Origin of the sequence: Marinobacter flavimaris, from assembly GCF_045057155.1 — a bacterium.
GTDB lineage: Bacteria > Pseudomonadota > Gammaproteobacteria > Pseudomonadales > Oleiphilaceae > Marinobacter > Marinobacter manganoxydans.
Map to the genome: position 1 here is coordinate 2,694,543 of NZ_CP171359.1, position 14,816 is coordinate 2,709,358.

Annotated in this window: 14 protein-coding genes; 2 read left to right on the forward strand and 12 right to left on the reverse strand. The window is 57.4% G+C overall.

Features of this window, described 5'->3' with window-relative positions:
- Positions 1-25: 25 nt before the first annotated feature.
- The 3 genes from ACGK9W_RS12755 to ACGK9W_RS12765 are packed head-to-tail and all read right to left on the reverse strand — an operon-like array spanning position 26 to position 1,132.
- Positions 26-463, reverse strand: a complete 438-nt coding sequence (locus tag ACGK9W_RS12755; RefSeq protein ID WP_008175365.1) for an Rrf2 family transcriptional regulator — start codon at positions 461-463, stop codon at positions 26-28.
- Between the two features lie 28 nt (positions 464-491).
- Positions 492-884, reverse strand: a complete 393-nt coding sequence (locus tag ACGK9W_RS12760; protein WP_008175367.1) for a YbaN family protein — start codon at positions 882-884, stop codon at positions 492-494.
- A gap of 23 nt (positions 885-907) precedes the next feature.
- The gene (locus ACGK9W_RS12765; RefSeq protein WP_008175371.1) at positions 908-1,132 is read right to left on the reverse strand and encodes a hypothetical protein; all 225 of its coding nucleotides are present in this window, start codon (positions 1,130-1,132) and stop codon (positions 908-910) included.
- Positions 1,133-1,394: 262 nt separating this feature from the next.
- On the opposite strand from ACGK9W_RS12765, the gene ACGK9W_RS12770 reads away from it, so the two are divergent.
- Both ACGK9W_RS12770 and moaA read left to right on the forward strand, forming a co-directional pair.
- The gene (locus ACGK9W_RS12770; RefSeq protein ID WP_405417067.1) at positions 1,395-3,686 is read left to right on the forward strand and encodes a nitric-oxide reductase large subunit; all 2,292 of its coding nucleotides are present in this window, start codon (positions 1,395-1,397) and stop codon (positions 3,684-3,686) included.
- 144 nt (positions 3,687-3,830) lie between these two features.
- Positions 3,831-4,823 (forward strand): GTP 3',8-cyclase MoaA, encoded by a 993-nt coding sequence (moaA, locus tag ACGK9W_RS12775; protein ID WP_092032036.1) that lies wholly within the window; start codon positions 3,831-3,833, stop codon positions 4,821-4,823.
- A 68-nt stretch (positions 4,824-4,891) separates the two neighbouring features.
- On the opposite strand, the gene ACGK9W_RS12780 is transcribed toward moaA, so the two are convergent.
- The 9 genes from ACGK9W_RS12780 to ACGK9W_RS12820 all read right to left on the reverse strand — a co-directional run bounded on the left by ACGK9W_RS12780 (position 4,892) and on the right by ACGK9W_RS12820 (position 14,545).
- Positions 4,892-5,446 (reverse strand): nitrous oxide reductase accessory protein NosL, encoded by a 555-nt coding sequence (locus tag ACGK9W_RS12780; RefSeq protein WP_273069409.1) that lies wholly within the window; start codon positions 5,444-5,446, stop codon positions 4,892-4,894.
- A gap of 14 nt (positions 5,447-5,460) precedes the next feature.
- Positions 5,461-6,291 carry an ABC transporter permease gene (locus ACGK9W_RS12785; protein ID WP_008175377.1) on the reverse strand — a complete coding sequence of 277 codons (831 nt, stop codon included), beginning with the start codon at positions 6,289-6,291 and terminating at the stop codon, positions 5,461-5,463.
- Positions 6,288-7,220, reverse strand: a complete 933-nt coding sequence (locus ACGK9W_RS12790; protein ID WP_008175379.1) for an ABC transporter ATP-binding protein — start codon at positions 7,218-7,220, stop codon at positions 6,288-6,290. The genes ACGK9W_RS12785 and ACGK9W_RS12790 overlap by 4 nt, the downstream gene beginning before the upstream one ends.
- Positions 7,217-8,485 (reverse strand): nitrous oxide reductase family maturation protein NosD, encoded by a 1,269-nt coding sequence (locus ACGK9W_RS12795; protein WP_008175381.1) that lies wholly within the window; start codon positions 8,483-8,485, stop codon positions 7,217-7,219. The genes ACGK9W_RS12790 and ACGK9W_RS12795 overlap by 4 nt, the downstream gene beginning before the upstream one ends.
- A gap of 225 nt (positions 8,486-8,710) precedes the next feature.
- Positions 8,711-10,606, reverse strand: coding sequence for a TAT-dependent nitrous-oxide reductase (nosZ, locus tag ACGK9W_RS12800; protein ID WP_008175382.1), 1,896 nt, complete (start codon positions 10,604-10,606; stop codon positions 8,711-8,713).
- Positions 10,607-10,670: 64 nt separating this feature from the next.
- Positions 10,671-12,770 carry a transcriptional regulator NosR gene (nosR, locus tag ACGK9W_RS12805; RefSeq protein WP_405421067.1) on the reverse strand — a complete coding sequence of 700 codons (2,100 nt, stop codon included), beginning with the start codon at positions 12,768-12,770 and terminating at the stop codon, positions 10,671-10,673.
- A 157-nt stretch (positions 12,771-12,927) separates the two neighbouring features.
- Positions 12,928-13,329: a hypothetical protein gene (locus ACGK9W_RS12810; RefSeq protein WP_053112951.1), complete on the reverse strand. Its 402-nt coding sequence runs from the start codon at positions 13,327-13,329 to the stop codon at positions 12,928-12,930.
- A 36-nt stretch (positions 13,330-13,365) separates the two neighbouring features.
- Positions 13,366-13,752 carry a putative zinc-binding protein gene (locus ACGK9W_RS12815; RefSeq protein WP_053112952.1) on the reverse strand — a complete coding sequence of 129 codons (387 nt, stop codon included), beginning with the start codon at positions 13,750-13,752 and terminating at the stop codon, positions 13,366-13,368.
- 43 nt (positions 13,753-13,795) lie between these two features.
- The gene (locus ACGK9W_RS12820) at positions 13,796-14,545 is read right to left on the reverse strand and encodes a Crp/Fnr family transcriptional regulator (RefSeq protein WP_008175395.1); all 750 of its coding nucleotides are present in this window, start codon (positions 14,543-14,545) and stop codon (positions 13,796-13,798) included.
- Positions 14,546-14,816 lie beyond the last annotated feature (271 nt).

Below are 14,816 nucleotides of genomic sequence, written 5' to 3' on the forward strand. Positions count from 1 at the left end.
GGCGCCAAGGGCGCGCCTGGCCGCGTCAGGCTATCTGAAGTAATCTCAAGAGCTGGGGCCTGTGCTGATCCTGGATAACATCGGCCAGGGTGTACTTGTCCAGCACTTCCAGGAAGGCCTTCAACGCCTCACCGAACATCGATTTCAGGCCACACACGGGGGTTATCTTGCAGGCGTTCTTGGAGGAAAAGCACTCCACGATGCTCAGGTCCTGTTCGGTTTCCCGTACCAGGATACCAACGTTAATATCCGAGGGCGCCCGATGCAGACGCATTCCACCCTTTTTGCCCCGGATGGTTTCAATGTAGCCCTTCTTGTTCAGCTGGTGCACCACCTTCATGAGGTGGTTTTTGGAAATGTCATAGCTGTCAGCGATTTCCTGAATGGTCGCCAGACGATCACCCTGAACTGCCAGATATATCAGTACTCGAAGTGAATAATCCGTGTAGCGGGTGATGTGCATTCAATACTCCAGTCGTGTGTGCAATCGTTCAATAAGAAGGTCGGGTTACCAGATAACAGGCGGTGCCGCACAAAAATACGCCAGAAATGCCCAACACCATCGCTGACGCTCCCAACGCAAACAGCATCCCCCAACTCAGGGCCATCATGCTGCACGCCAGCACCTTCGCCCGTGCCGGCACTGCCCTGCGTGTACGCCACTGATCAATGGCAGGACCAAACCTGGGATGGTCTTCAAGCCACTGAGCAAAAGCCGGAGACCCCTTGCTGGCAAAAAATGCGGCCAGCAGAACGAAGGGTGTTGTGGGCAACAACGGCAGAACCACTCCTGCAGCAGCCAGCGTAATCGAGATATACGCAAGAATACGAAATCCGGTTTTCCCAAAACGATCGCCCATCACGGGGTTCTCACCAAGGTTCATAACTGCATCTATTCTACCGGGATTCAATGGACAGGTCTGCCCAAACGGCTGAGAAAAACCAGACGCGCCACATAGGCCACCTTGATACCGACCGCAAAAACCAGGGTTCCGATGTGGGCAGCAATTTGCACAGACAGTGCAAGCGCGCCCGCCAACGGGTATGCAAGCAGAATTGTAACCATCAAACCCAACACTGACAGTCCCAGGGTGCTGTTTGCTGTGAAAAGCCACTTTTCGTATTCACTCATGAATCCACCTATAACATTTACTATAAATACATCTTAATGCTAAGCCGGCACCAGAAAAAAATCAAACCGTAGAAAGTCACCCACCTAAAAACCTTCCCTTACCCATCTACGACTTCCGATATACCCACAAAATAAATTTGACACCTTAAATGCATCAAATCAAAATTCCTGCATAAAGATTTATCTTAAATAAATGTTTAATGAGGAGACAGTGTTATGAAACAGAAAGACGCCTACCCGACCCGACTGGGAGGAGCGCACCATGGCTAAGTACCGCCGCCTCTGGTTTTTGCTGATCGGAATCCTGGCAGTAACCTTCACGCTCCTGGGGTATTTCGGTGCCGAGGTGTACCGCGAAGCACCGCCCATCCCGGATCGCGTTGTGTCCGCCGACGGCGACACCCTGATGACCGAGGAAAGCATTCTTGATGGACAAACTGCCTGGCAGTCCGTCGGAGGCATGCAGCTTGGCTCGATCTGGGGCCACGGTGCCTACCAGGCACCGGACTGGACCGCCGACTGGCTGCACCGTGAACTGGAAACCTGGCTGGAAATCGCAGCCCTGGAAGAGTACGGGCAGGAATGGCACAGCCTCAGCGGGCAGCAGCAGAACGCCCTGCAGTACGACCTGAAGACCGAGTACCGCACCAATACCTACGACGCCGCTACCAGCACTCTGCAGCTTTCCGAGCGCAGGAGCGAAGCTATTGCCAGAACAGCCGACTACTACAGCCGACTGTTCAGCGACGCTCCGGAACTGCAGTCAACCCGCGAAAACTACGCCATGAAGGAAAACACCCTGCCCAGCGCCGAGCGTCGCGAGCGGATGACCGAGTTTTTCTTCTGGACTGCCTGGGCCGCTGCTACCGAACGCCCGGACAGCGAGGTTACCTACACCAACAACTGGCCCCACGAACCGCTTATCGATAACAGGCCTAGCGGCGAGAACGTGGTCTGGTCGTTAATCAGTGTGGTTCTCCTGATTGCCGGTGTCGGTGGTCTGATCTGGGCCTGGGCCTTCCTTCGCAAGGAGGATGAGGAACCGCAGGCGCCACTGAAGGATCCACTGAGTGCAGTCGGGCTTACGCCTTCCCAGAAAGCATTGGGCAAGTATCTTCTGCTGGTGGTTGGCCTGTTCACTTTCCAGGTCATGCTTGGCGGCTTCACTGCCCACTATACGGTTGAAGGTCAGGGTTTCTACGGCATCGAGACCTCCGAGTGGTTCCCCTACTCCCTGATGCGTACCTGGCACATTCAGTCCGCCATGTTCTGGATTGCCACCGGCTTCCTCGCCGCTGGTCTGTTCCTCGCCCCCATCATCAATGGCGGCAAGGATCCGAAATTCCAGAAACTGGGTGTTGATGTGCTGTTCTGGGCCCTGGTTGCTGTGGTTGCCGGTTCGTTTATTGGCAACTTCCTCGCCATCAACCAGATCATGCCGGCCAATCTCAGCTTCATGCTGGGCCACCAGGGTTACGAGTATGTAGACCTTGGCCGCCTCTGGCAGATCGGCAAGTTCCTCGGCATCGTGTTCTGGTTGGTGCTGATGCTGCGCAGTATTGTTCCCGCCCTGCGCCAGCCTGGTGACAAGAACCTGCTGGCCCTGCTGACCGCTTCGGTGGTTGCCATTGGCCTGTTCTATGGTGCCGGCTTCTTCTACGGCGAGCGTACTCATATCTCGATCATGGAGTACTGGCGCTGGTGGATTGTCCACCTGTGGGTCGAAGGCTTCTTTGAAGTGTTCGCAACCACTGCCCTAGCCTTTATCTTCTGCAGCATGGGCCTGGTGTCCCGCACCGTGGCAACATCTGCCAGCCTGGCATCCGCCAGCCTGTTCATGCTCGGGGGCGTGCCCGGCACCTTCCACCACCTGTACTTCTCCGGCACGACCACGCCGGTAATGGCAGTGGGCGCCACCTTCAGTGCACTGGAAGTGGTACCACTTGTGGTCCTGGGATACGAGGCCTGGGAAAACTGGCGCCTGAAGTCCCGCGCACCGTGGATGGAAAATATTCGCTGGCCGCTGACCTTCTTTGTGGCGGTTGCCTTCTGGAACATGCTGGGTGCCGGCGTGCTCGGGTTCATGATCAACCCGCCAATCGCGCTGTATTACATCCAGGGCCTGAACACCACGCCCACCCACGCCCACGCGGCCCTGTTCGGTGTCTATGGGTTCCTGGCCCTGGGCTTCGCACTGATGATCCTGCGTTACATCCGTCCGCGCATCATCTTTGACGAGCGGCTGATGAAGGTAGGTTTCTGGTGGCTGAATATTGGCCTGGTCCTGATGCTGTTCACCAGCCTGTTGCCGGTCGGCTTTATCCAGTTCATTGCCAGCGCCAGCGAGGGCCTGTGGTACGCACGCAGTGAAGCCTTCATGCAGAGCGATATCCTGCAAACCCTGCGCTGGGTCAGAACCGTTGGCGACGTGGTCTTCATCGTTGGCGCACTCGCCGTAACCTGGCAAGTCGTGAAGGGCGTTTTCTTCCCGGATCTGGAGCCGGTTGCCCTCGAAACCGATGAAAGCGGCGCAACCAGCGAGCTCAGCGCCTGAAAAAAAGAGCCCGGGCCAGGGACGGCCCACTCTGAATTACCTGACAGCAGGCTTACCTCCCGAGGGGTATCGGAATTGGTGATCCGATCTGCAATACTTGGTCTATACTCAGGTTAAAAAACAATCAGCAACAGGACCAACCCGATGCCCCAGAACAAGCTGACAGACCGTTTTGGTCGCACCGTCAACTACGTGCGTCTGTCCGTCACTGACCGGTGCGATTTCCGCTGCGTGTACTGTATGGCCGAGGACATGACTTTCCTGCCCCGCCAGCAGGTTCTCACCCTGGAAGAAATCGCCCGCGTTGCCCGCAACTTCGTTGACCTGGGTACCGAAAAAATTCGTCTGACCGGCGGCGAGCCGCTGGTACGCAAGGATATCCTGGAGCTGGTAAAGGAGATTGGCACTTACGGTCTGCGCGACTTTGCCATGACCACCAATGGAAGCCAGCTCACCACCATGGCCGAGCCTCTGCGCAAGGCGGGGATGCATCGCCTGAACATCAGCCTGGATTCCCTGGACGCCGACAAATTCCGCAACATCACCCGCACCGGCAAACTGTCACATGTGCTGGACGGTATTGATGCTGCCCGGGAAGCTGGCTTCCGGGGCATCAAGATCAATACAGTGGTGATGAAGGGCCGCAACGACGAGGAGATCCCGGAGCTGATCGAGTTCGCCCGCAAGAAAAAGGTGGATATCAGCTTTATCGAAGAGATGCCGTTGGGTGAGATTTCCGAACACGATCGGGGCCTGGCGCTTTGCACCAGCGAAGAAGTTCGGGACATCATCCGCAAGCATCACGAGCTGGTGCCCGCTACCGAGGATTCCGGCGGTCCCGCCCGTTATTACCGCATGGAAGACAGCGAGACCCGGGTCGGTTTCATTTCTCCCCATTCCCACAACTTCTGTTCTACCTGTAATCGGGTGCGGGTGACCGTCGAAGGTCGGCTGCTGCTGTGCCTGGGTAACGAGCACTCGGTGGATCTGCGCAGGGTGCTACGGGGCAATCCGGTGACTGATGACAAGTTGCGGGAAACCATTATCAATGCCATGGATCTGAAGCCGGAGCGGCATCACTTCTCCAGCAACGGGGATGTGCAGATCCTCCGGTTCATGAACATGACCGGCGGCTAAGCGGCCGGCACAGCAACCAGCACAACAAAAGGGTCAGATGAAAGCTTTCATCTGACCCTTTTTCATTTCTAGTGGTCCATTCCGTCCATTCCGTCCATACCATCCATACCATGCTTCGCCAGGCCGGTATTCAGATGCTCCATGGTGATCGAACTGTATTTCAGAACCTCACCGCCATGTTCCATCATGAACCCGTGGGCGGCTTCCTCGGTCGCAAAGGAGGCAAGCGTCGGCCCCATGGCGCCCGAGCGGTCAGAGCCAACCACGAAGAAAGCGTCCCGGGCGTCGATCAGGGCGGTGTCGTCCGGATGCTCCCACTCGGTCTGGGTCATGTCGTGGACGTAGAGGGTGTGATCACGGTTTTCATTCTCCGGCTGGAGCATCCAGGCGAACATGTCCTTGGTGGAGCAGAACTTACGGACGTGCTGCTCTTTCTCGGTTATGGCCTCACCCTTGGGGCCCGGGAAATTGGAGATCACCATGCCGCAGACGTGGCATTCATCGCCGCTTTCGAAATGCACCGGTTCGGGTTTGGCCATGGTCTGCTCCTCATTGCCCGAACAGGCGGTGAGGGTTATGGCTGCCAGAGCGGCGAGGAGCCAGTTGAGTTTACTTCTGTTCATCGGGATAACTCCGTTCAGATACGACGGTTTCGGAAAAGTAACAGGGCGCCTGCCAGCGGGATGGCAAACCACAGCACCAGGCCGATCCACAGGCCGGTGGCGCCGATGGGCAGATCGGCACCGAGACTGAGGACGCCGCTGAGCTGGGCGGTATCGCCGAAGGCAACGATATTGAGCAGGCGGTAGACATCCGTGGGATTGAGCATCAACAGCCAGGGCAACAGTTCAGCACTGAACTGGCCTTCGCTGGCCACGAGGGTGCCCAGCAGCATCAGGTCGAAGATCAGCACGAAGAAGAACCAGATCGCCAGGGCCAGGCCGGCGGCGATGGGCTTTTCGCTGACCCGCACACTGATCACGTAGGCAAGGGCAATAAATCCCCATCCCAACAGAACGGTGGAGCCAATAAACCGCAGCATGGCTGCCGCGAGACTGGCGATAGCAACGTTTTCCACCAGCACCGCAATGGCCACGCCGGCAACGCCGAAACCAATCACGGTGGCAAGCGCGAGAGTCAGGCCATGGCCCAGGAACTTTCCGAGTAGCAGCTGGCTTCGGCTAAGAGGGTAAGTCAGCAGTAACAGCAGGGTTCCACCCTCTTCTTCCCCGACGATGGCATCGTAGGCCAGCAGCAGTGCAATCAACGGGATCAGGAAGATTCCAAGGCTCGCGAGACTGGCAATGGTGGCCGGCGTGGAGGCATACCCCACCTGCCCCGAGGCTGCAGCGCCAAACCAGGCAATGCCCAGGGCCAGAGTCGCAAACACGAGGGAAATGGCCATCAGCCAGCGGTTGCGCAGGCTGTCACTGAGTTCCTTGCGGGCAATGGTCCAGATACTGTTCATTGACTGCCTCCCCGGTGGGCCAGGCCACCGGAACCGATAAAGTGCACGTAGATGTCTTCCAGGCTGGGCTGATGAATGCTGAGATCTGCCACTTCCCCCGATGCCATCACTGCATTCAGCAGGGCCATTTTCTCCCTCGGCTGCACATCCACCCGCAGGCGCCCACTATCGGTCTTGATGATCAGGCCACTGCTGCTCGAGGCCCTGTCGATCACATGTTCCAGCGCCGAGATACTGTTGGCTGGTTCCAGAGACAGGGTTACCGGCATATTCGCCTGCCGCCTCAGTGCGGCCAGATCGCCAGCGGCCTTCAGTGCGCCATCGGTGAGAATGGCCGCACGATCGATGTAAGGCTCGACACCGGGCAGGACATGGGAACACAGCACAATGCCCGTGCCCCCATCACGCAGCTCCCGGAGCAACCGGTACAGGTCTGCCGTGGCGACCGGATCCAGCCCCACCGTAGGCTCGTCCAGCATCAGCAGCCTGGGCTTACCCAACAGCGCCTGGGCCAGACCAAGACGCTGGCGCATGCCTTTCGAGTAGGTCTTGGTGCGGGCACCCATCGCATCGCCAAGGCCAACCTGTTCGAGCAGTTGCGGCACCTGTTGCAGGGACGCGCCCTTCAACCGGGCGAAATGGTTCAGAATCTCCCGACCGGTCAGCTGCGGATAGAACATCACGTTCTCCGGCAGGTAACCGATGTGCTGGGTTACCTGCGGATCGCCGGCATGGCCGCCAAGCACGGAAACCGATCCCTGGTTGGGGTTCATGAGCCCCAGGATCAGCTTGATACAGGTTGTCTTACCGGCCCCGTTATGGCCGAACAACCCCAGAATCTCCCCCGGCTCCAGAGTCAGGTCGATCCCCGTAAGGACCGGGCTCTTGTCGTACCGGTAACTCACATTCTCAAGACGAAAACAGCTCATCGGTTCTCCGGTTGAAGCTCTGCGGGCATCCGCATCAGGGGATGGGAATCGGTCACACCGGCGGACTTGACCACCGGAAACGCAGCCTGCACCCAGCGCAGGGTATCCACCGCCGGGCTGAACATCAGAACCTTGGCTTCCGGGTATTTCCACAGCAGCCGGTCCACGTTGTCATTGGGCTCATAGGGCACATCGCCAACGCCATCCTGATCCCGGTCCCAGCCCAGGTAATCACTCCAGTAATTGCCCTTACCGTCACTGGACCACTCCTGCGTGCGGGTGGCGACATACTTCACCTGACGCTGATTGTTCACGAACGCGTTGCCAAAAACCTCGTTGTCTTCCGAACCCGCCGTCAGATGAATTCCGATATTACTGTCGGCAAAGACATTGCCTTCAAAGGTGTTGTACAGCGAGTTGTAGATAAACACCGCCTTACCTTCAGCCCCCTCAATGGCAACACCGGCGGTCTGCCCCTGGGACACGCCCGTCACCACGTTCCCCCGCAGCTCTGACTGAGTAATGAAATTCATCAGAATCCCGTAGTTCTCATCATTAACCGACCGGTTGTTAATCACCTTCAGACGCTTGCTCTGCATCAGCGCATAACCGGTTCGCGTGTTACGGGTGACATTGTTCTCCAGCAGATTATTCATCGAGTACATGTAATGGATGCCATAACGCAGATCCGCCATCTCATTGACCCGGATCGTATTGTTATTCGCCGTCTCCATATAAATCGCATCCCGCGTCCGACGGATGTCATTGCCTTCAATCAGCGCGCCGGTGGTATTGAACAGATGAATCCCATTGCCCCGGTCATTCGGACGCAGACTGTCATCACCGCGAATCCGATTATCGCGGACCGTCACATCCGGCGTTGCATCCAGCCACACCCCGAACGCCGGCCCCTGCAAACGATTGTTCTCAACCACCGCGCCCCTGGCCTCCCGAGCCACAAAAATCCCCGCATCCAGCTCGTTCAGATTGCTGCCCCAGTTGCGAACGGCACATCCGGAAAACGTCACCCTCTCGGCGACGATATCCACCGCATTGCCCTGCCCGCCGGGGTCAATCACCGTCTCGGCATGGCAAGACACAGACACCCCGGGCACCCGGATTGCCAGAGACGAAATCTGTTCAGGGGGAAGCTCAAAGCTCGCGCCCGGTTCCAGGGCATCAAGCTGTTCTTGCAGGTCCGCTTGCGCGGTCAGCGATAACAGAGCGACTGTCAGGGCCACTCCATAACGCAAAATTCGATACATCAACGTTTCTCAAGAGTAAGGAAATTGGCGAACTGCACTTTACTTCGAGCAAATCGATGGCAAAGGGCTTTCCGAAACCGTAGAGGGCCATGGATGGCCCGATCCGAGCCCTACAGGGACGTACTCGCGGGCGTGTTTCGGAAAGCCCTTTGCCATCGGTTTGCCACACCCAAGCAGCAGGCTTGCCAGGGCCCGATCATCAGGCCCCGGCAAGACCGACCTAAATCAGGCCTTCTCTACAATCATGCGACCGCGCATCTCCATATGCAGCGCATGACAGAACCAGTTGCAGTAGTACCAGTGCACCCCGGGACGATCCGCCTTGAAGGTCACCGAAGCCGTCTGCTGCGGACTGACCTCCATGCTCACACCATGGTTCACCATACAGAAACCGTGGGTCACATCCTCAATGGTGTCCAGGTTGGTCACATACACGGTCACCTCATCACCCTGCTTCACCTTGAACTCCGTCATCCCGTACTGCGGCGCAATTGAGGTCATGTAAACACGAACCTTGTTGCCATCGCGGATAACCTTGTTGTCGGCTTCCAGAGTAACGCCATCCTTCTTGGCCTGCTCAACGGCAGAGGCAAAGAACGGATCGTCACGATCGTAGATCTTCCTGGTCTTGATCTGATCACGACGGACCAGAATGCAGTCGTGGGGCTCGGCGAAGGCCGGGCCATCGTGAACCAGCTTCATCTCCTCGCCGGAGATATCGATCAGCTGGTCGTTCTCCGCATGCAAAGGTCCAACCGGCAGGAACCGGTCCTTGGAGAACTTCGACAGCACCACCAGCCACTTGCCATCGGCATCCCGGGATTCGGTCAGAGACGCGTGGTTGTGGCCCGGCTGATAATGCACATCCAGCTTCTGGCGGATGTAGTTCACGTCCTCGCCGTTGTAGTGCCTGATGGCATCGGCAATGTTCCACTTGCACACCTGGCTGTCGATAAACAGAGTGGTGTAGGCGTTACCCCGACCGTCGTATGTGGTGTGCAGGGGCCCAAGACCCAGCTCTGGCTCACCCACCACGGTATCACGGGGCTCAATCGCTCCGTCGAACAGGTCATCCAGCTTCTCGATCGAAATAATGGTGACCGTTGGCGACAACTTGCCATTGGCAATAAAGTACTTGCCGTCCGGGGAGGTATTCAGGCCATGCGGGTTCTTGGGAACCGGGATGTAGCGGGTCAGGTCCGAGCCTGCACGACCGTCCACCACAGGCACCTTGGAGTCGCCCAGGGTCTTGTAGTTACCGTCCCGGACTGCCTTCTCGATGCGCTCGATGTTGAACACGACGGCCCAATCCCGATCGTTGCGCATGGTGCCGGCCAGATCCAGTGCCTTCTCCGAGTTGTAGCAGGTGGCACAGGCGTATTTGCCGGTGTAGTCTGCATCGGTGTTGTCCAGGTTGCCATCCACAATCACCTGGAAGGCCACTTCCATGGTTTCCGCGTCCACCGCATTGAACATGGTATAGCTGTTTTCAAGGCTGGTATCGCTGCCGTCGTTCGGGTGCGGGATCACGTATTCCCCGTTACAGAAGACGTACTTGGTCTTCGGCACCTTCTGCAGCCGCAGACCATGGATGGCCTGAACGTTGGGAATGGCGGTGATCTTGTCACACTTCATGATGTCCAGACGGATACGGGCAACCCGGGTATTGGCCTTGTCATTGATGAACAGATACTTGCCATCGTAACGGCCATCCGTCATGGAAATATGCGGGTGGTGGGAGTCACCGTTCAGGTGGGTATTGTCATGGCCCAATACGTCTTTGCTCTCGTTGCTAATCCCCCAGCCTGTCGCAGAATCCACGTTGAACACGGGGATACGCATGAGTTCCCGCATGGATGGGATGCCCAGGACCCGTACTTCACCGGAGTGACCACCACTCCAGAAACCGTAGTACTCGTCCAGTTCGCCGGGGTGCACAACGTATTTATTGCGGGCTTCTTCGGCGGCAGCCGCGAACGATTCCCGTGACATCACTGCAGCACCAAGGCCGGTTGCCCCGGCAACACCGGCGAGTGCCGCGGCACCCATGAACCGGCGGCGACTCTGCCCGCTCTCGGGAAGCGCCTGGGTATCCTTGGTCAGATCATCTCTTTTTTTCATAACATCCAACTCCGTTATTGGTAATGGCGGTTTTGCTTCTCGTGCTTTCTTTTTATGGGACTACTCAAGACACCTGAACCACGGGTATTTCCTCCGGGTGGCCTGGTGCGTTATGGCCACGGCGCTTGCCGCGTCGCTTGACGATCAGCGGTGGGCACTTGTGGTCATCGAAATAGGTCATCTGGCAGTCCAGGCAGTAATGGCATTCCATGTAGTTGATGTGGCCGTCCGGGTGGATCGCCTGAACTTCACACTCGTGATCGCACAGCCGGCAAGGATTGCCACATTCCTTGCGGCGTTTGAGCCAGTCGAACACTCGCAGTTTGCTTGGCAGTGCCAAAGCCGCGCCCAGCGGACACATGTAGCGGCAAAACACTTTGCGGGTGAACAGGTTGACCACCAGTAGCAACACGGCGTAAGTCACGAAAGGCCAGCTGCGATCAAACTTCAGGGTGATGGCGGTCTTGAACGGCTCCACCTCTGCAAGCCGTTCGGCGGTCGCCATGGAATCCAGCGACACTCCGAACAACACCAGCAGAATGATGTACTTGATGGCCCATAGCCGCTCGTGCACGGCAAAAGGCACGGTGTATTGGGGTACTTTCAGCTTGCGGGCAATTTCGTTCAGCAGTTCCTGCAGCGCGCCGAACGGGCACAACCACCCACAGTAAACCGCCCGGCCCCAGAGCAGGATGATGCCTGCCACCACGGCCCAGAGAATGAAAATCACCGGGTCGATCAGGAAGGTTTCCCAGCTGAAGCCACTGATCAGGCTGTTCACAAACGTGAGCACGTTGACGATGGACAGCTGCCCCATGGCAAACCAGCCGATGAAGAACAGGGTGTAGGTCAGAAATGCGTGGCGGATCCAACGCATGATTCTGGGTTTTTTCACCAGCCAGTCCTGGAAGAACAGGATAAACATCAGCACGCCGATACCAATACCGAGCACCACAATCTGGAACTCCCGCTGGTACCACACCTGCACCCACATGGGCTGGCTCTCCAGCCATTCTTCCTCGGAGACAACTGTCTCCGGACGGGTGTAATACTGCTCCGGCAGCTGGTACTCCAGCGGGAATACCTGGAATTCGCTGTCCAGCGGCCCGGTCTGGCGCTTCACCGTGAGCTCGAGTGTCCACGGTGTACCGGGATCGAAGTTGTATTGCTGGCGAATGATGAAGATCGCCATCTCCGTGAATTCCGGCATGCCCTCGGCATAGACGTCGCTTAGCCGGTAGAAATCCAGGTCACGGAAATTGAAGGTGTCGCCGAACTGACGGATCTGGATGCGATCGAAGATGCCGCCGCGAACATAACCTGACCCCTTGAAGGAGTATTCACCGTTGGCCATCACGGCAATGGCATGCTCGCCCTCCTCCAGCTCGGATGTCAGCCACTGGTACTGGCTCTCGCCCAGCAGATTCCGGCCGATGGTGGGCGCATCCAGGTAAGCGGCATACAGATCAATCAGCGGCTCTTTGCGTTCCTCCGGGCCCGCGGTATCAACGCCTTCGGCTTCCGTCCCCTTGAAGGAATCATCCACCTGGCCCTTGGTAAGCATTAACCGGCGCACCGAGCCGTCACCGGTCAGTTCCTGCCAGGTTTTCTGTTCAAAGGCCTGTTTGTCGACGGTCGCCAGAGGCGGACGGGTTCCATCCTCGCCTTCAACCATGCCCAGTTCCACTCCCACCCGGTGGGCAGTGCGCATGATCACTTCATTGATCACCATCACGGTCACAGTGGCCCCGGACAATCCGTCAACGGCCACCTTTCGTTCCGAAGAGGTTCCGCCCACGGTTACCCGCTGGTCGGCTTTGAGGCCCGTGTACTGATTGGTAAAGGCGTGCATCTTACTTTCAGGTATACCCACCAGAAGAATGGGTTCGTCATGGTGGATGACCTTGGCAGCCTTGATGGTGCCTTCGATATCCAGCACCACCATGGCATTGACCGGCTTTCCTGAGTAGGCGGGCGTCTGGACAAAATCCAGGGACTGATAGGCATAGCCCACCAGTTCCTTGCGGGCATAGAGCTCCTGGATCGCTCGATTGCCTTTGCGGGGAATGACCCGGGTGACATCCGGAAACGCCTGCTTGATAACCTGACGACCGGCAACGGGCTCATACTTGGCCAAAGGCGCTGCATTCAGGGCCATGGCCATGATCAATGCGAAAAAGAGAAAAACGAAGCGGGAAAAAACGGACACTGAAGACTCCCTGAAAAAAAGCGCCTTATTGCTTAAGCCTAGGCAAATTAGAGGAAAATCAAATACCTCTTATTGAATACACCTGGCTGACGAATCGATCAGATACCCGCTGTCAGCCCAGGCTGACAGCGTTTCCGTTTGAATCGAGCGGGAGGTAATTACTGATATGGCCGAGGCGGATAGACTCCACCATCATGGTCAGTGGCTGCTGCGCTTCATCACTGGATGGAGGCGTGCCTCCCCGGCCGGACATGGCGGCAACGAACACCACATCCCAGGCTTGGCCGGTGGCACGGGATTCTTCATGCAGGACATCGAAATCCGGTGCTTCATCAGGGGTTTTATCGACGCAGACCACCGGCGTCAGGGCGCCGCCTTCGCCGCGTTCAAAAGCGGCTTTTTCCTCCGGGGAGGCCTCATCCGGCAACTCCGCCCGACAGAACACGAATAGCAGACGCTGGGGTTCCTGCTGGCTATAGGAGGCCTGAATCAGGTCACTGTAACTGCTGATCATTTTGGTGAATCCTTACTGGTACCGGGCCGCTGCGATTTACGCCTGGCGGGCAATGAGCTGGTCGGACGAGGTTAGCCTGCGGACTTCGTCGCACACTTCTTCCACGGCATCTTCGCCGTAGCTCTGTCCATAATGTTTCTTGAAGCCGAATTCGTAGAGCCGGACATGCTCATCGGGCTCAACACCGATGTTCTCGAGGCAGGCCCGGGCACAGTGCAATGGGCAGCCATCAATAACGGTGATCGGGCGACCGGACCTGGCTGTTTTCACCAGGGACGGCACCTTGCCGCCGACGCCGGAGATGCAGGACATTTCGAACTCACCGGCATGATCGAGCCTTACCGCCACATTGTTGGCCAGCTGCGCCACATCAGAGCAGCCGGAACATGAGTAAATCAGTGGACGTTGCTTTCTCGATGTCACTTGTCCCCCTTTCCAAAAAGCCTGGAGGTTTGAATGTGATCCGTTACTGGCTGATCTCAATCAGACGCTGCGGATCCGAGATGAACAGTCGGCTGCGGTTGACCCGCACCAGGCCGTTGGCTTTCAGGTCCGCCAGAATCCGGGAGAAAGTCTCCGGCTGCATGGCCAGCCTGGAGGCCACCAGGCACTTGGGTAGCGGCAACTCGACTTCTCCACCCTCATCTGCGCCATTGGGCAGCAGGTCGATCAGGTAGCGGATCAGGCGGTCACGGGCGTTCTGTACGGTCATGATTTCCAGGTCGTGGAACCGGGAAACCGCGCGTTTGGCGTAATGCCGCAGGGCTGCCTGGGCGTATTTCGGGTTGCTTTCCAGCATGTCCTGGTAGGCTTTCACGGGGATCATCAGAACCTCGCTGGATTTCAGGGCCTCGGCGTAGCAGGCATACCGGGGCGGATCGGCATAGATCATGACTTCGGCGAAGCAGTCGCCAGGGGCGATGCTGTCGAGGGTTCGGTCGATGCCGGAGGAGTCCAGGCGGTAAAGACGCAAGCGGCCGGAGATCACGAAGAAGAAATGGTGCGCCGGCATGTCCTGGCGATAGAGCAGCTGGTGATGGCCAAGGCGGATTCTTCGGGATTGCTGGATCAGGTGCTGCAGGTCTTTGCCATTGAGTTCCGAGAACAGTGGATGGCTGCGCAGGGCCTGGAGGCCGTCTTCGTCGTCAAAGGGTTTGTTGACGGCGACGAGCACGGGTTTGGTGTAGCGGGTTTCGGCCGTTTGGGTCAGTGCCATTGGTGTATCCTCTCTGCATATTCATGCATGCGAAATCATGATTTAAATAGTAGAAGGATACTGGGGGAAAATCGCTCCCCCCATGGGGGTAGTCGGGGGGTTATTCGGGAGTAATTGATCTAACTCAAAGTGTTTTTTTGCTAACTAATTTGAGTCGAAAAGGCTACCGCTAGGTCTGGCGCCTGGCGCACTGAACATCGAGTACAGACTGGCAGGAACCCCCTTTCCAAAACACGCTCCTTGCGGCACATCCATGTGGCGCTTGACTGCA